The 17,512-nt window shown below is 59.2% G+C and carries 14 protein-coding genes and 1 other RNA gene; 6 read left to right on the top strand and 9 right to left on the bottom strand.

The window, feature by feature from the left end; all coding sequences use genetic code 11:
• Positions 1-5 precede the first annotated feature (5 nt).
• The 5 genes from mraZ to ACFOFO_RS11700 all read right to left on the bottom strand — a co-directional run bounded on the left by mraZ (position 6) and on the right by ACFOFO_RS11700 (position 4,446).
• Entirely contained in the window at positions 6-434 is a 429-nt protein-coding gene (gene mraZ / locus ACFOFO_RS11720) for a division/cell wall cluster transcriptional repressor MraZ (protein WP_390322282.1), read from the bottom strand.
• Between the two features lie 628 nt (positions 435-1,062).
• Positions 1,063-3,111: an elongation factor G gene (gene fusA, locus ACFOFO_RS11715; protein ID WP_390322281.1), complete on the bottom strand. Its 2,049-nt coding sequence runs from the start codon at positions 3,109-3,111 to the stop codon at positions 1,063-1,065.
• A 165-nt stretch (positions 3,112-3,276) separates the two neighbouring features.
• On the bottom strand, positions 3,277-3,696 hold the full coding sequence (locus ACFOFO_RS11710) for a hypothetical protein (protein WP_390322280.1): 420 nt from the start codon (positions 3,694-3,696) through the stop codon (positions 3,277-3,279).
• Positions 3,697-3,733: 37 nt separating this feature from the next.
• A complete protein-coding gene (locus ACFOFO_RS11705; protein ID WP_390327859.1) occupies positions 3,734-3,904 on the bottom strand; it encodes a DUF3309 domain-containing protein in 171 nt (56 codons plus the stop codon).
• Between the two features lie 41 nt (positions 3,905-3,945).
• Positions 3,946-4,446 (bottom strand): glycine zipper 2TM domain-containing protein, encoded by a 501-nt coding sequence (locus tag ACFOFO_RS11700; protein WP_390331579.1) that lies wholly within the window; start codon positions 4,444-4,446, stop codon positions 3,946-3,948.
• Between the two features lie 938 nt (positions 4,447-5,384).
• Here ACFOFO_RS11700 and ACFOFO_RS11695 point away from each other — a divergent pair.
• A complete protein-coding gene (locus ACFOFO_RS11695) occupies positions 5,385-6,488 on the top strand; it encodes an AI-2E family transporter (protein ID WP_390331578.1) in 1,104 nt (367 codons plus the stop codon).
• 74 nt (positions 6,489-6,562) lie between these two features.
• Here ACFOFO_RS11695 and rnpB read toward each other — a convergent pair.
• Positions 6,563-6,940: RNase P RNA component class A (rnpB, locus tag ACFOFO_RS11690), an RNA gene on the bottom strand.
• 517 nt (positions 6,941-7,457) lie between these two features.
• Here rnpB and ACFOFO_RS11685 point away from each other — a divergent pair.
• The 5 genes from ACFOFO_RS11685 (at position 7,458) to ACFOFO_RS11665 (ending at position 13,556) form a co-directional block, all read left to right on the top strand.
• Positions 7,458-9,161: a thiamine pyrophosphate-binding protein gene (locus ACFOFO_RS11685; RefSeq protein WP_390322275.1), complete on the top strand. Its 1,704-nt coding sequence runs from the start codon at positions 7,458-7,460 to the stop codon at positions 9,159-9,161.
• 533 nt (positions 9,162-9,694) lie between these two features.
• Entirely contained in the window at positions 9,695-10,903 is a 1,209-nt protein-coding gene (locus tag ACFOFO_RS11680) for a DUF4382 domain-containing protein (protein ID WP_390322274.1), read from the top strand.
• 615 nt (positions 10,904-11,518) lie between these two features.
• Positions 11,519-12,559 (top strand): GSU2403 family nucleotidyltransferase fold protein, encoded by a 1,041-nt coding sequence (locus ACFOFO_RS11675; protein ID WP_390331577.1) that lies wholly within the window; start codon positions 11,519-11,521, stop codon positions 12,557-12,559.
• On the top strand, positions 12,547-13,041 hold the full coding sequence (locus ACFOFO_RS11670; RefSeq protein ID WP_390322272.1) for a hypothetical protein: 495 nt from the start codon (positions 12,547-12,549) through the stop codon (positions 13,039-13,041). The genes ACFOFO_RS11675 and ACFOFO_RS11670 overlap by 13 nt, the downstream gene beginning before the upstream one ends.
• A 329-nt stretch (positions 13,042-13,370) precedes the next feature.
• Positions 13,371-13,556: a hypothetical protein gene (locus ACFOFO_RS11665; protein ID WP_390322271.1), complete on the top strand. Its 186-nt coding sequence runs from the start codon at positions 13,371-13,373 to the stop codon at positions 13,554-13,556.
• A 213-nt stretch (positions 13,557-13,769) separates the two neighbouring features.
• Here ACFOFO_RS11665 and ACFOFO_RS11660 read toward each other — a convergent pair whose 3' ends face one another.
• From ACFOFO_RS11660 to ACFOFO_RS11650, 3 genes are all read right to left on the bottom strand, one after another.
• Positions 13,770-14,777 (bottom strand): hypothetical protein, encoded by a 1,008-nt coding sequence (locus tag ACFOFO_RS11660; protein ID WP_390322270.1) that lies wholly within the window; start codon positions 14,775-14,777, stop codon positions 13,770-13,772.
• A gap of 184 nt (positions 14,778-14,961) precedes the next feature.
• A complete protein-coding gene (locus ACFOFO_RS11655; protein WP_390322268.1) occupies positions 14,962-16,530 on the bottom strand; it encodes a tetratricopeptide repeat protein in 1,569 nt (522 codons plus the stop codon).
• 10 nt (positions 16,531-16,540) lie between these two features.
• Positions 16,541-17,485, bottom strand: a complete 945-nt coding sequence (locus ACFOFO_RS11650) for a type II secretion system F family protein (protein WP_390322267.1) — start codon at positions 17,483-17,485, stop codon at positions 16,541-16,543.
• Positions 17,486-17,512: the final 27 nt, after the last annotated feature.

The raw sequence follows: 17,512 nt of genomic DNA, 5'->3' as shown, positions 1-17,512 counted from the left end.
GGTGCTCAGAAGGAAAAATTGGAAAGGACGTCGGGCATCCCGCTCGCAATCGCTTGCGCCTCGCTCTCGGCGAGTTTGGCGGCGTCCCAGATCTCGAAATGGCTGCCCATGCCGAGCAACATCACGTCGCGCGTGAGGCCGACGGCACTGCGCAGTTCCGGCGCGATCAGGATGCGGCCGGCGGAATCGAGCTCCACGTCCGAGGCATTGCCGAGGAATATCCGCTGCCAGGCGCGCGCCGACATCGGCCAGGCGGCGATTTGCTCGCGATGGCTTTCCCAGGTCGGGCGTGGGAAGAACAGCAGGCAGCCATGCGGATGGCGGGTGAGCGTGAGGCGGCCTTCGTACTGTGTTGTCAGGGCGTCACGATGCCTGGCAGGGATGGACATCCTGCCTTTGACATCGAGATTGATTGCGGACGCGCCCTGGAACACAGTGAAAAACCTTTATGCATGCATCAGTGGACAAATGGGTCGAAGTGCTTTTTCGCGAATTACATCCCACAAAAACACACTTTTTGACACTGATGCCCACTTTAGTGGATGCACTAAGTGCGGTCAAGCAATTTGCAAAGGGGAAAATGTGATTTTTATGAATAAAGTCAAAGACTTAGACTGTTTCGTTGAAGTAATGCAAAATACAAATTCGTTGATAAATTAGGCACTTATAAACGATAGTGAAAGTGGCATCTCACGTACATACATGTATTTGGGCGCCATAATATCGCAAAAATATTTTAAAAAAACGCATCCTTGCCGGCAAAAACGTTGCGGCGCGGTATTGTCCGACTGTTCGCTGACGCGCTGCGGTCGGCAGGTGCCGATCCGAATGCGGGCATGCATGCGACATTCTGTCGCGACCACTATGACAGTGAAGTTGCGTATTAATTCCCTGAATTTGACGGGAGTATATTGCCAATCTGCACGTTTTACTTGCACAAGATGCAACAATGTCGATGAGTATATTGTCATGCCGGCAAGTACGGCGCAGGCGCCATGGCAAACCCGAAGATCGGGTGGGTGGGGATCAGGCGACGCAACGCATCCGTCGCACGACGGCGCATCAGTCCTCCGGCGCCGCCTTGTACTGGCTGGCCATGCGCTGCTGGACCGCGGGCGGCACCGCGTCGTAATGGCTGAACGCCATCGTATAACTGCCGCGTCCGGCGGTGCTGGCATGCAGGCGCGACTGGTAGCCGTTCAGCTCCGACAGCGGCACTTGGCCGGCGATGATGACAATGGCGCCGGCGGCGCTTTGCATGCCGCTGACCTGACCGCGCTTGGCCGACAGGTCGCCGGTGATGTCGCCCATGCTGCTTTCCGGGCCGACGATTTCGATGTTGACGATCGGTTCCAGCACCAGCGGTCGTGCCTTCAATACCGCGTCGAGCAAGGCTTTGCGCCCGGCGCTGAAGAACGCGATCTCCTTGGAATCGACCGGATGGCTCTTGCCGTCGTATACGGTGACGCGCAGGTCCTGCACCGGGAAGCCGGCCAGCGGCCCGGCCTCCAATGCATACCGCACGCCTTTCTCGACGGCCGGGATGAACTGGCCGGGAATCGCGCCACCCTTGACGGCGTCGACGAATTCAAAGCCGGCGCCGCGCGGCAGCGGCTCGACCCGCAGGAACACTTCGCCGAACTGGCCGGCACCGCCGCTCTGCTTTTTGTGCCGGCTGTGGCCCTCGGCCTTGCCGGCAATCGTTTCACGATAGGCGATCTTGGGCGGATGGGCCGCAACGTCAACCTTATAGACCTCCAGCATCCGCTCCAACGCGGAGCGCAGGTGCAGCTCCCCCAGTCCGAGCAGCACGGTTTCGTTGGTGCTGATCATATGCTCGACCTTCAGGCAGGGGTCTTCGGCGGCGAGCTTTTGCAAGGTTTCCCATAACCGCTGCTCGTCGCCGCGACGCTTCGGCTCCAGCGCAAGGCCGTAGATCGGTGTCGGAAACTCGGACGGACGCAAGTGGATATGCTCATCTTCGGCCGCATCGTGCAGCACTGCATCCAGCGCCAGCTCGTCGACCTTGGCCACCGCGCAGATATCGCCCGGCAACGCCTGCTGGATCTCGACATGCTCCTTGCCTTGCAACAGGAACAGATGGCCGACCTTGAACGGCTTGCGGCGATCACCGATATACAGCAGGCTGTCGCGCTGCACGCTGCCTTGATGAATGCGGAACACGCCCATCTTGCCGACGAACGGATCGAGCGTGATCTTGAACACATGGGCCAGCACATGCCTGGCAGGATCGGGCTCGGCGCGCAGTTCCTTCTGGGCGTCGGGATTCTGCGGATCGACGCGGTAAAACAGCGGTGGATTGCCTTCCGCCGGATTCGGCAACAGCTTGACCAGGACGTCGAGCAGTTCGGCGATACCGGCGCCGTTGCGCACTGAGGTAAAGCAGACCGGCACCAGATGCCCCTCGCGCAGCGCTTGCTCGAACGGCGCGTGCAACTGCTCGGGCGCGATCTCGCCCTGCTCCAGATACAGCGCCATCAGATCGGCATCGACTTCGACCACTTGATCGACCAGCGCCTGATGTGCTGCGGCGACCGACGAGAAATCGGCGTCACCGCTCGGGTTGAAGAAGCAATCGACCACCTTGCTGCCGCCGGCTGCCGGCAGGTTGATCGGCAGGCATTCCTTGCCGAACGCTTCCTGCAGTCGTGTCAGCAAACCCGGCAGGTCGAGATGGTCGGCATCGATCTTGTTCACGATAATCATGCGACACAGCTTGCGCTGCTGCGCCAGCGCCATCATCCGCGTCGCGCTCAGGTCGACGCCGGTCTGCGCGTTGATCACGATGGCGGCCGTCTCCACCGCCGGCAGCGCCGCGATCGCTTGCCCGATGAAATCCGGGTAGCCAGGCGTGTCGATTAAATGGACCCGCGTATCAAGATGATTCAAATTGACTATGGATGAGTATAGAGAGTGCCCGGCCTTGCGCTCGAGCGCATCGAAGTCGCTGACGGTATTGCCGCGCTCGACGGTGCCGGCGGCGCCGATCATCCCTGCCGCCTGCAGCAGCGCCTCCACCAGGCTGGTCTTGCCGGCGGCGGTGTGGCCAAGCAGTGCAATGGTGCGTATCGCCTCGGTGCTATAACTCATGGCTTGCTCCCGTCGGAAAACAGCGGATCGCCGCTATTGGGCCGCCCAAATCGACGCGACAGCGCTCGGCCGCTGAAGTCAGCTTGGCGGCCCTTCCACCAACCGGTCGGGCCAGTCGCGCAGTGTCCCGCATCAGGCAAGACGCATCCCGGGTGCGTCAGCTCGTCACTGCGGCGCGACTCCTGAGGCTGGGGCTGGGGCCGGGGGCTGCGGCTGAGCTTGGGGCTGCGGCTGCGGCTGAGCTTGGGGCTGCGGCTGGGACTGCGGCTGGGGCTCGGTCCGCGGTTTCTTGGCGTCCGCCATATCGCTCTGATAATTGTCGCGTGCTTCCTTCACACAGGATTTTGCCTCGGCACCACGCATTTTCCGGCACTCGGCCAGCGCCTGTTGATAGGCTGCGGCGGCCTCTTTCTGCGATGTCTTCACTTGCGCCCTGGCGGTGCTGTCTTCCACATACCAGCGCGCGGGATCTTTATCGCTCGGACTCAGATCGACCGAGGTCTGGGCCAAAGCAGCGCTGCAATTGAGCAGCGCACCGCCGAACAACGCGGTCGCCAAGATGACACGGATGAATTTGCTAAGCATGAGATCCCTTTCAATGATTGAACCAAACCCTGCGACGCTAGATCCTGTGCAGGAGTACCAAGATCGCGACGATCAGCATAACCACGCCGACCCCGCCACTCGGCCCATAGCCCCAAGTCCTGCTATGCGGCCAATGCGGTAAGCTGCCGACGAAAACCAGAACCATGATTACCAGGAGAATCACTCCCATGCTCCACTCCCCCGGCATGGACCAACCGCGCAGCAGCAACCAATCAATCAATCAATCAATCAATAGCGATACACCCGATTGTTCTCGATCCGCACCCGATTACCGACGCGCAGATCGCCCACATCATCCTGGGCGACTGTCTGATAGCTGCCGTTGTCGAGCCTGACCCGAATTTGGTAGGCCTGACTGGGGGCGGTCCTGCTTTTTTCAATCTGGTTGCCGACGACCGCGCCGCCCACCGCACCGGCGACCGTCGCCGCAGTGCGGCCGCTGCCGCTGCCGACCTGGTTGCCGAGCAATCCGCCGACCACGCCGCCCAATACGGTCCCGGCATTAACCGGGCTGCTGCTAGCTGCCGGAGCGACGTCGATCGCCTCGATCACGCCGTAGCCGCTGGCATAGTTTTGCGAAGATGTGGGATAACTGCCCTGGGCCGGACTAGCCGGCTGGCTATACGGCTGGTTATACGGTTGCGATGCCGGTTGACCGGTGTCGGCGCAGCCGGTCAATAGGGCGCTGCCGGCAAGCAATGCAATGCCAACTATTTTATGTTTGTTCATGACAATTCCTTATAAAAGAAAGAACCAGAAGCCTGAAACAGACAAACAGCGGCGCTGCATCGATGCGCCAGTATCTAGGTTACACCCGGGCACTCTCCAGCACTGCCAGGGGCAGTCAATATCTTTTATCATAGGCTCCAAAACCTTGGCACGCCAGCGCAGAGCGGCATTCCCTTGACGATAGCCAATACTCAAGGCTGCGTGGGCGCCAAGCTTGTCGTCGTTCCGGGTTGCGTTCCCTCCCCCTTGCAGGGGGAGGGTTAGGGTGGGGGTAGTGCGGTCGATGAATGATGCATGTTGCCGATCGACCGTCCTACCCCCATCCCAACCTTCCCCCTGCAAGGGGGAAGGGGCGAGAAGCCCTAGCCTGCAACGATTTTCATGCAATCATCCTGGCTGTTAATTTTTCACCTTAGTTATCCGTTCGGGCTGAGTAGCCCAAAGCGGCGTATTGAAGCTTGGCTCAGCCTGACAAACGCTCCCTTCGATACGCTCCCTTCGATACGCTGCGCTACTCAGGGCGAACGGACCTACTCAGGGCGAACGGACCCGCTCAGGGCAGACGGGCCTACTCAGGGCAAACGGATCTACTCAGGTCGGTCGGCTACTCAGCGCGAACGCTCTTGTAGAAATAAACAGCCCTGGGTCCAACCACCGCCTGTGCTGCCGCGCCGAGCGGTGTGCTAAAGTCGACTTCAGCAGCTTGGCGGGCCCGTTCGGCAGCTGCGGCGAAAATATACTCCATTAGCGATAGTTAAATTATCGCTAATAAATTAATGGCATTGACCATATACTCCACCTAATTCCTTGCTGATTCGAGCAAATTCAATAGCGAGCGCGCAATGCAGACCGACCCCCAACAGACTGGGCGAACCGATGATCCAACAACCGTGGTGACGACGGCAGCGCCACACACGGACGATCCTGTGCCGGGGGTTGTGAGCCCCACCTCTGACAGCATCCGGGTCGAAGCACGCGGGGCGGCGCTGGCCATACTGGTGGTGATCGCTTTCGTGTTTGCGCTGCAATGGGCGCAGAAATTTTTTATCCCGCTGGCATTCGGCATCGTCATCGCCTACACGCTCAATCCGGTCGTGGCCTGGCTGGAAAAGTTGAAACTGCCGCGCGCGATCGCGACCACCGTCGTGATGCTGACGCTGTTGGGCGGTACCGTCGCCGTGACCAATACTTTGTACGGCGAGTTTCAGGCGATTCTGGAACAGTTGCCCGACGCCGCCCACAAGCTGGCTCGCGCGATACCCAGATCACGCAGCGGCGAACGCGGCACCATCGAACAGATCCAGGCCGCCGCCACTGAAATCGAAACAGCCACCAGCCGGGCCACCGACGGCGACCTCAAGCGGCGGCCGGCAACGCCCGCCGCCGAGTCGCCATTCAAGCTGAGCTCGTGGTTATGGGCCGGCTCGATGGGCGCGGTGGAATGGATCGGCCAGAGCTTGATGGTGCTGTTTCTGGTATTTTTTCTATTGCTGTCGGGCGACATGTTCAAGCGCAAACTGGTCAAGCTGACCGGGCCGACGATCTCGCAAAAAAGGATTACGGTGCACATGCTTGACGGCATCAACCGCTCGATCCAGCACTATATGTTCACGATGATGGTCACCAATGCGCTGGCGGCGCTGCTGATGTGGGGCGCGTTCCGCTGGATCGGACTCGAGAACGCCGGGGCATGGGCCTTGGCCGGCGGCTTTCTGCACATCATTCCCTACTTCGGGCCGCTGCTAACCGCGATCGCGACCGGTCTGGCTGCATTCATGCAATTCAGTACCTTTCCGATGCTGTTTCTGGTGGCCGGCAGCTCGCTCGCGATCGCGACCGTGGTCGGCATTTTCGTTACGACCTGGATGGCCGGCCGCATCACCAAAACGAATGCGGCGGCGGTTTTCATCGGGCTGCTGTTCTGGGGTTGGCTGTGGGGTATTTCCGGCCTGCTGCTCGGGATCCCGATCATAGTGATCGTGAAGGTGGTTTCCGAACATATCGCCGGACTGCAACTGGTCGCCGAATTGCTCGGCGAGTAACGAAGCATTCGATCCAAGTGAGGGATCTCGCGCCGGCGCATCAGCTAGGCGTGCGCCGGCGAAAATCTGAAATACAGTGAAGCAAGCCGATAGGCCGGATTTTGTTACGGCAGCGAATCTTGCGACCCGCCGCTATGACAGCCATTCCTCTAGGCGCCGAATTACTCCGGCGCTCAAGCTTCCTACCCGCACGCTCCGCGAGCCACATCAACGCGTGCCTATTTGGAATTGCACCGAGTGGAGGTTACCGCGTTTCACCGTAACTTAATACGCTCGTCTCTGTGGCCCTATTCCTCGCCTTATACCTGGGCAAAATTTGCTAGGCAAACTTCGCTTGCGGCTTTCAGCGGACGGCCGTTAACCGTCACCCTGCTCTATGGAGTCCGGACCTTCCTCCCGTTATCGCCGCGACCGAAGTCGCAACGATAACCAGCGGCTGTCTGGCTTGCTTCAGGCGGCATTGTAACGTAAGGAGCGTGCACGCAGGGCGCAATCATCACCGTGCTCATAGGCTAAGGCTTCTCGCCCCTTCCCCCTTGCAGGGGGAAGGTTGGGATGGGGGTAGGACGGTCGATCGGCAACGTGCATTATTTATCAACCGCACTACCCCGCGTCCATGTGTATCCGCTTGCAAGCGGATACCGCTACTCAGGCAGGAGGCATGCCTCCTGAATTCCCTGCTCCGCCCCTAACCCCCTGCAAGGGGGAGGGAACTCAACCCGGCATCACCAATGTTTGTGCAGATCTTCGTGCGATTGCCTGATCTTGTTCAACAAGTAGGATGGGTGCAACCCATCATTGCGGACGTGGATGATGGGTTGCACCCATCCTACGCGTTGCAAGACGGAAGGGGCGAGAAGCCTTAGCCGGCAACGATCTTTATGCAATCGCCCTGAGGGCGCAATTGTCACCGTGTTCAGGCCGCAATTTTTCTGTTACGTTAGCGTTTTTGGCAACTATGGCAATCACATGCACCGTGCAGATCCAAGCAATCGCAGCGGCGGCCAGATCCTGGTCGACGCCCTGAAAATTCACGGCGTCGAGCTCGCCTTCGGCGTTCCCGGCGAGAGTTATCTCGACGTGCTGGACGCGCTGTACGATGCGCCGATCCGCTTCATCGTCAATCGGCAAGAAGGCGGCGCCGCCTTCATGGCCGAAGCCTACGGCAAGCTCACCGGCAATCCCGGCATCTGCTTCGTCACGCGTGGTCCGGGCGCCACCAATGCATCGATCGGCGTCCATACCGCGTACCAGGATTCGACGCCGATGATCTTGTTCATCGGCCAGGTCGGCAGCGACTACACGGACCGGGAGGCGTTTCAGGAAATCGACTACCGCCGGATGTACGGACAGATGGCGAAATGGGTGGCCCAGATCGACCGTGCCGACCGCATCCCGGAATACATCGCGCATGCGTTTCAGGTCGCCACCAGCGGCCGCCCCGGCCCGGTGGTGCTGGCGCTACCTGAAGACATGCTGGTCGCGCGCGCCAGCGTGGCCGACACGCGCCGCTACATTCCGGTACAGGCATCGCCTTCGACTGCGCAAATCGCCCAGCTGCGCAACATGCTGGCAGCCGCACAACGGCCACTGGTATTGCTCGGCGGCGGCGGCTGGAACCAGGCCGCGTGCGACGATGTGCGCCGCTTCGCCGAAAGCAACCGGCTACCGGTTGCATGTGCGTTTCGCTTCCAGGATCTGCTCGACAACCATCATCCCAATTACATCGGCGATGTCGGCATCGGCATCAGTCCGAAACTGGCCGCGCGTGTCAGGAACGCCGATCTGATCCTGGCGATCGGACCGCGCCTCGGCGAAATGACGACCGGCGGCTACACGCTGATCGAAGCGCCGCTACCGCAACAGAAATTGATACACGTTCATGGCGGCGCCGAAGAACTCGGCAGCGTGTACCAGGCCGACCTGATGATCAACAGCGGCATGCCGCAGATCGCCGCGCTACTGGCCGCGATGGAACCGGTCGATGCCAAAGCCTGGCGGCACAGCTGCGCCGAAGCGCGCGCAGAACTGGATGCGTATCAGGCGCCGCCGCCCGTATTCCAGGATGGTCAGTCGCCGCTCGATCTGTGGCAAGTGGTGCAGGATGTGATGCAGGCGATACCAACCGACAGCATCGTCACCAACGGTGCCGGCAACTACGCGTCGTGGGCGCATCGCTTCTACCGCTATGGCGGGTTCCGCACTCAGCTGGCGCCCACCTCGGGCGCGATGGGCTATGGTGTCCCGGCCGGCATCGCCGCCAAGATCGCGGCGCCCGACCGCACCGTCGTCATTTTCGCCGGCGATGGCGAATACCTGATGAACGGCCAGGAACTGGCAACCGCGGTGCAATATCGCGCCGGCGTCGTGATCCTGGTCTTCAACAACCAGATGTTCGGCACAATACGCATGCACCAGGAGCGCCATTATCCGGGCAGGGTATCGGGCACACAGTTGCACAATCCCGATTTCGCCGCAGTGGCGCGGGCCTTCGGCGCGCATGGCGAAGTGGTCAATGCGACGGCCGAATTCGCGCCGGCGTTGCAACGCGCAGTCGCGCATACGCAATCGACACAGTTGCCGGCGCTGATCGAGCTGCGCTACGACGGCAACCTGATCACGCCGAATGCGACGCTGGAGGCAATTCGCGCTTCCGCATTGGCCGAAAAATAACGAAGCCATCGTTCCGCTGCGGCCCGGCAAGCGGGCCGCCAAACAGGGCGATTGCATGAAGATCGTTGCAGGCTAGGGCTTCTCGCCCCTTCCGTCTTGCCGCGCGTAGGATGGGTGCAACCCATCATCCACGTCCGCAATGATGGGTTGCACCCATCCTACTTGGTCCCCCTACAAGGCGGGAGGGGAGGGAACTCAACCCGGCAGCACCAATGTTCATGCGGTTCTTCGTGCAATTGCCCTGGATCGCCAAATTCTTCGCCCGCCGCGGTCGTGCGCACCGCCCGCGGCGTTGATTGTTATAAAAATCACACTATTGAAATTACGCTAATTGTTTCCATTTGAAACAAACGTCGCCTAAAAAATTCTTCCGCATATAGTTGGAACCGGTGCGTTGTTGGCCGGCCGATGCTGCCAGACAACCGCTTTCATTTCGCCTCCACGCTTGATCCAAAGCGGATTCTGGCCAACCGGGCAAGGTAATCTGGTTGGCAGATATGGATACACAACTCGAACGACTCAGGAGAAATCCCATGAAGAACAAATTCAAATTGATAGGACTGGCAGGCGCCATCTCGGCCGCCGCGTTGGTCGCGGCATGCGGTGGTGGTGGCGGCTCGCCATCCTCCTCCAACGGCACGCTCGGCGTGGCCATGACCGACGCGCCGTCCTGCGGCTTCGACGCGGTTAACATCACCGTCAACAAGGTGCGCGTCCACCAAAGCGCGACTGCCAGCGAGAACGATGCCGGCTGGACCGACATCACGCTGAACCCGGCCAGGAAAATCAATCTGCTGAACCTGACCAACGGTGCGCTGGAGGATCTGGGCCAAACACCTTTGACACCCGGCCACTATACCCAGCTGCGGCTAGTACTCGACGGCAATGCCGGTTCGGCGTTGGCCAATTCGGTGGTCGCGACCGGTAGCACCACTGAAGTCTCGCTCAATACACCGAGCGCAGTACAAAGCGGCATCAAGCTGATCAATGAATTCGACGTCGCCGCCGGTCAACGCGTCGACCTGGTGCTCGACTTCGATGCCTGCAAATCGGTCGTCAAAAAAGGCAACGGCGGCTTTGCGCTCAAGCCTGTGGTCAAGGTGGTGCCGACCGTACTCAATGGGATTGACGGCTTTATCAGCCCGGCCATGCTGAGCAAGCATGTGATGGTATCGGCCGAACAAAACGGGACGATCGTCAGTTCCACCGTACCCAATGCCACCACTGGCGAGTTCTTCCTGGCGCGCCTGGTACCGGGCAATTACGACGTCGTCATTACCGCCGACAATAGTGCAACCGCCGTCATCGCGGCAGTGCCGGTCGCCAGCACCACCAGTACGGTAGTGGTCAGCACCAACGCCGCGCCGATCAGTCTGGCAGCGGCAGCCACTGCAGACCGCACGATCAGCGGCATCGCGAGCCTCAATCCCGTTAGCAGCACTGAAGTTGCCTACGTCACTGCCAAGCAAAGCTTCGCCACCGGTCCGACGGTCGCGATCAAGTACCAGGGCGCAGACGTGACGACCGGCGCCTACACGCTCAGCCTGCCAACCGTGGCGCCGCAACTGGCCCCATACAGCGCGACCCTGCCGCTGGTGTTTACAACGCAGACCAACACGACACCCGGTACCGGCAAGTACAAGCTGGAGGCTTCGGCGAACGGCTATACGACGCTGTCGATCCTGTCAGTGGATATCTCGGTCGCCAACCAGGCTACAGTTAATTTCGCGCTGATTCCCTGATCGGCCGTAATTAAAAAGGCGCACATCCCGCAGTGGGGTGTGCGCTTTTTTTTTGCTGAACCGATTTGCATCAGTGCAGCCATCAATCCTTCGTTCGGCAGCACCGCGTGAGCCATGCACCCCGGATTCAGTAGTGCCAAAAGTTGCGTATGCCGCTAGGTGATGCTTTCAGAAAGAAATCCGGTAACTGTTCAGCCCGCTATGGTGCGGCGTGTTAGTTGCGGGCAGTAGACCGTTCGCCCTGAGTAGCCCGAAGGGCGTATCGAAGGGCCCTGAGTAGCCCGAAGGGCGTATCGAAGGGTCTGCTGACTCAAGCAATCCTTCGATACGCTTCCTTCGATACGCTCCCTTCGATACGCTCCGCTACTCAGGGCGAACGGACCTACTCAGGTCGAACGGACCTACTCAGGACGAACGGCCTTTTGTGCATCATTCATGCAACCCACCACTGCGGACTGAACAGTTATGAAATCGGCGAGATGCAGCAAGTTTTGGTTGCTGGTCGCTGGTTGCTGGTGGCTCGTTGTTCGTTGCTCGTTGCTCGTTGCTCGTTGCTCGTTGCTCGTTGCTCGTTGCTAAACAATAAGATAAAATGTTTAGCAACTGGAGGCCGTTATGAGATTTTCTGAGCTGAAATTATCGTCCCAGACCGCTTATGCCGAGCTGTTTGAGCAAACGCGTTCGTTTGAAATGACAAACGCACTGGCCGGGCTCAAAGGAAGCTTCCAAAAACTGGAGCGCAAGGGCAAATCCTATTGGTATTTTGCTTACAGAGATACCGACCAAAGAACCAGAATGGCGTACGTTGGGCCTGACGAAGCCAGAGTACAAGCGCTCGTCGCCAAGTTTGCCGAAATTCGACAAGACAAACCTCTTGCACCAGCTGCGCGCTCGGCTATTGCATTGGGATGCACGCCAGTCGCACCAAAGCATTTTAGAATCATTAAGCGCCTTGCCGAATACGGGTTCTTCCGCGCCGGAGGCATTCTTATCGGCACCCACGCATTTCTTGCTATAGGCAATATGCTGGGTGTTCGCTGGCTAGCTGGCGCGGCGACGCTTGATGTCGATTTTGCGCATGCCGGGCGAAATGTCTCGGTTGCCCTGCCTGCGTCGATCAAACTCGATGTCCTCGGAGCACTTGAGTCCCTTGAAATGGGCTTGCTGCCGATAACGCAATTCAACGGTTCGGCTGGCGCGCAATATCGCAACCCCAAAGACCAGGAGCTGCGGATAGATTTCGTCACCAGCATGACAAGGGATAACAAGACCGTAGTGCTGCCCGACCTCAACTTGGCGCTCGAACCCCTGAAATTCATGGAATTTTCGCTTGAGCAAACAACGCAAGGCTGCGTATTCGGAAACGCAGGCTCTTGTGCCGTTAATCTGCCGGCACCGGAACGATTTGCTGTTCACAAGCTCATCGTCTATGGGGAGCGGCCAGTCAGCGAGCGAGTCAAGTCTAAAAAGGACCTCTTGCAGGCAGCGAGCTTGGCAAGCTATTTTTCTGAAAATGGGCAGGCAGACGTATTTAACGCAGCTTGGCAAGATGCCTTGCAACGAGGCAAAGGCTGGAAAGAGCGAGCCCTTCAAGGTCGTAGTGCGTTGATAAGCCTCGCCCCGGACTTGGCTAACCCAGAGCTATGGGCGGATTGAATTACGACGTCGTCATCACCGCCGAAAACAGTGCAACCGCCGTCATCGCGGCAGTGCCGGTCGCCAGCACCACCAGTACGGTAGTAGTCAGCACCAGCGCCGCGCCGATCAGTCTGGCAGCGGCAGCCACTGCAGACCGCACGATCAGCGGCATCGCGAGCCTCAATCCCGTTAGCAGCACCGAGGTTGCCTACGTCACTGCCAAGCAAAGCTTCGCCGCCGGTCCGACGGTCGCGATCAAGTACCAGGGTGCAGACGTGACGACCGGCGCCTACACGCTCAGCCTGCCAACCGTGGCGCCGCAACTGGCCCCATACAGCGCGACCCTGCCGTTGGTGTTTGCAACGCAGACCACCACGACACCTGGTACCGGCAAGTACAAGCTGGAGGCTTCGGCGAACGGCTATACAACGCTGTCGATCCTGTCGGTGGATATCTCGGTCGCCAACCAGACTGCAGTTAATTTCGCGCTGATTCCCTGATCGGCCGTAATTAAAAAGCGCACATCCCGCAGTGGGGTGTGCGCTTTTTTTTGCGGAACCGATTTGCATCAGTGCGGGCATCAATCCCCCGTTCGACAGCACCGCGCAAGCCATGCACCCCGGATTCTGTAATGCCAAAAGTTGCGAATATGCCGCTAAGTGATGCTTTCAGAAAGAAATCCGGAAACTGTTCAGCCCGCTATGGTGCGGCGTGTCAGTTACAGGCAGTGGACCGTTCGCCCTGAGTAGCCCGAAGGGCGTATCGAAGGGTCTGCTGACTCAAGCAATCCTTCGATACGCTTCACTACTCAGGGCGAACGGATCTACTCATGGCAACCGGACCCACTCAGGGCGAATGGTCTCTTGTGCATCTTCATTCAACGCTAGCCTGCGGACTGAACAGTTACGAAATCCGCGAGATGCAGCAAGTGCTGGTTGCTGGTTATACGGTAATCGGCTGGATGGGCGTGGCGATCATGCTGATCGCGGTGGTGGCGATGTTTGCGACGATGTAAGGTCAGTTCGAGGGCGATGCAACGCCAACGGTACGCTACTTGGCAAGCAAGATACCTAATATCTCGATGTTGGCCGAGAAGAGTGCGAACGCCTCCACCTAAAATTTAGCGGTTCTGGTATGCGCTTGCATCGAAACTTTCGGAGTACGGATTATGGCGCGGGAGCGCAAAGGTGACCCTCAGTCCTCTGCGACCCGCGCGAATTCACCTATTTTAGAAAACCGTAAATGTTATGTTTGCCTTTTGGCCATCTGCGCTGGTGACAGTAAGCAAAGCAGTCCCGACTGCTATACCTTGAGCGTTGAACGATGTACTGGAGCTTCCAACAACGTTCGCGATTCCCGGTGCGCTCGAAGTAAAGGAATACGGTGCGATACCTCCGGTGATCTGGAAGGCCAGTATCTCAGTAACATGGGCGTTCGCAGAAGCGGGCGCTGTTTGCAACAGAGGATTGTTCGGGCAGGTGAGATGCGCCAACGGTATGGTGATCGTAGCCGTCGCTGCCCTAGATTGGCTATCAAGTACAGTGACGGTTGCCACCCTAGGAACAGTAACTGTCTTAAGCCCATCTACGTCAGTGTCTGGACTCAGGAACTGTGAGAGAACACTGGCCATAAAGAAGGATTTTGTTCCGAGGGGCATGGCAGCGCTGACCGGTACAGCAATGTTGTCACTGGTGAAGATGGTAAATGGGGCAGTTCCACCAGAAAAAATAAACGGTATGTTAGTGGTGCAGTCGCCTGTCGTAATTGAGGCGGGAAAGATAGATGGCGGTGTTCCCGCTGCTCCTATCCCTAGGACCGTCACGTTAATCGTCACAGACTTACCAGTTGAATCCACGATGGCAATCGGCACAGCGCCCGCCAATATGCTGGTCGCCGCTATGCTGTTGATGGTCAGGGTTGTACCGGCGAGGGTCGTTGTGACTGCGCTCGTATTGCCGCTGGTGGCCGTGTAGGGCGCAGTACCTCCGCCCACGGTGTAGGTCGCACTTCCACCAGAAGTCATGGTGACAGCACTCGGGGCGGTAGTGAAGAGGGTCGCGGCAATAGCCGCTGTAGCAGGTGTAATGGCGGTACAACTGCTGGGTGCAGCAACTCCACTCGCGCAGTTTGCGGCCAGCACGTTCGTGGGTTCACCACCACTGCCACCACATCCACCAAGGCCGACTGCCACAAACAGGGCACAAGTTTTGATTAGCTTGATCGCTTTTATATTCACGATTACACCTTTTATTGATTGCGGCAAAGATGGCGCCACCGCATCGCCTTGCTAGGCATGTATCAATAGCGTTTTACGATCCGCCTGATACGTGCCCGCTCCCTGTTACACAAAACACACCTTTTCACTTTGAGATAAAGTAGGCAGCATATCGCGCGCGCTCACTCAAACAAAGCCAACTCTTTCAACTCTTTTCGTCAAGCAGCGGCACAACTTTTTTCGCCAGTTTCATTGGCGCCAAGTTCAATCTGAACAGGGCCACATTACTGATGACGTCCTTGCCAAGCACCAGTTGCACATCGACGGTGTCGCGCAGGTTCGCATTGCCTACCAGTCTGGTCGGCTTATTGAATTGCTGACTGATCCGCAGTGCTTCGTCATGGAAGCCATCGCGATACCGGACCGTCGTTTCCAGCTGCCGATAAGGTTTCTGATTGGTCAGGCGCGAGGGCGCAAAGCCCTGGCTTGCCATGGTGGCGCCGATTCGCCTGGCCAGGCCTGGTACGCCGTTGCCGTTGGCAATTTCCATTCTGAATTTTCTGTCTGCCGTGGCAAAAGCGCCGGACTCGCGAGGTTCAGCCGGCGCGGTGACTGACGGCTCGATCGATGTCACTGCGGCCGCTGCCATCGTTGCCGCAGGGGTGGTCAGTGCGGCCGCCACAACAGCCAATTCGCCAGCCGTGAATGTCGGTGCCACCGCTGATGGCTCGTTCCATTCGACGGCAGGCACTGCGGTCGATGCAATCGCGGCGGCAGGGGTGGTCGGCGCGGCCGCCACAACAGCCAATTCGCCAGCCGCAAATACTGGCGTCGGGGCTGACAGCTCGTTCGATGCGACGGCGGGCGATGCGGACCATGCTATCTCTGCAGCAGGGGTGGTCGGTGCGGCCGGCACTACAGCAAGTTCGCCAGCCGCTAATACTGGCGTCGCGGCCGACGGCTCGTTCCATTCGACTGCAGCCGCTGCGGTCGATGCTATCGTTGCGGCAGGGGTGGTCGGTGCGACCGGCACGACGACAGCCGGTTCGCCAGACGTAAACACCCGGGAAGTCGCCTCCAGCGCAGTCGACGGTCCTGCAGCAACGGTTTGCAGCGCAATCGGCGCGGCAGGATTGGTCAGCGCGATCGAGTCCGGCGACTGTTCGCCGCGACCGGCAACGGCCAGCGACGCATCGCCGGCAGCGGAACCTGGCGTGGCCGCGGCACGCGCTGTCAACGCATTCGCGCGTGCGAATGCGAGCTGCGCGCGCTGCTGCTCGCCCAGCTGGTGATAGACCGATCCCAGATTATTGTAGGGACGCGGATTGTCGGGATCGATGGCGATCGCCTTGTCGAAGGCGGCCACCGCCTCGGCATAGCTGCCCTGCAAATAATAGGTATAGCCGAGATTGTTGTAGATGTGCGCCAGCTGTGGCGCCAACTTCAGGATTGCGGAGAACTCCTCGATTGCCGCGTCGTATTTTCCTTGCGTTGAATAGATCGTGCCGAGCGCGCTGCGTGCTTCGATATAGTCGGCATGCTGCTGCACCGCCTTGCGGTAGGCGTCGGCCGCCTGTTCCAGCCGGTTCTGGCCCTGATAATAGCGCCCCAGCTGATACAGACCGCGCGCGTTGCCGTCGGAATTGCGGATACTTAATACCGGCTCGATTCGCATCGCTGAATTTGTCGAGCTCGGCGGGGCGCCAACGGGTGCGCTGCAACTGAGCAATACCGGCAGGCTGCAAGCCAGCGGCAACAGTCGGAACTTGTTCATCGCAATCTCCTTATCCTTGCCCTGACATCATCGGCAACAGCACCCGATAGATCTGAATCATTGCCGGTCCCAGCAGCACCAGCATGATGGCCGGGAAGATGCAGAAGATCAGCGGGAACAGCAGCTTCACCGCAATCTTGGCCGCGGCCTCTTCCGCCCGTTGACGCCGCTTGGTGCGCAGGGTATCCGAATGCACCCGCAGTGAATCACCGATACTGGTGCCGAAACGCTCGGCCTGGATCAGCATCGCCACCAGCGTGTCGACATCCTCGACCCCGGTGCGCATCGCCAGGTTGCGCAGCGCCTTTTCCTTGCTGTTGCCGGCGCGCAGCTCCAGCGTCACCAGGTGCAGCTCCTCGCTGACCACCGGCGCCGATACCGCCATCTCCGACGCCACCCGCGCGATCGCCGCGTCCATCGCCAGGCCGGCTTCGATACACACCACCATCAGGTCGAGCGCATCGGGAAAGTGTTCGAAAACGGCCAACTGGCGCGCCGCCACCATGCGCGACAGGACCAGATTCGGCAAATAGAATCCGATCGCCGACGCCAGCAATAGGTAGAACATGGTCGACGTCGAATTTAGCGTCGGGTGGGACAAAATCAGGACCGGCCACAGCAGGATCGGTCCGACGACGGCCAGCAAGGTCTTGGCGCCGAAATAGATCACCGGTGCCTGCTCGCCCCTGAATCCGGCATTCATGAAGCGAGTACGCAGCGACGATTTCTCCCATCCATCTTCCGGTAACGACAGTTTGGCTAGTGGCCCGGACAGCTTGGCGACGCGGGCTACCCAGGCATCAGCCATCTTTTCGGCTTTCCCCCCGTGGTTATCGACAAAGCTGTGCAGCCGTTGCTGCACCTGGCTCGGTACCAGATAACGCATCATCAGCATCGCGAAGCCGAACACGGCGACAAAGACGACGCCCAGATAAACCATGTAGATTGCAGGCATGACATTCCCCTCTTCAACCAGATCAAC

Origin of the sequence: Pseudundibacterium arcticum, from assembly GCF_042646465.1 — a bacterium.
Lineage (GTDB): Bacteria > Pseudomonadota > Gammaproteobacteria > Burkholderiales > Burkholderiaceae_D > Undibacterium_A > Undibacterium_A arcticum.
The sequence above is the reverse complement of the archived record's forward strand: the minus strand, read 5'-3'. Positions and strand labels throughout refer to the sequence as shown.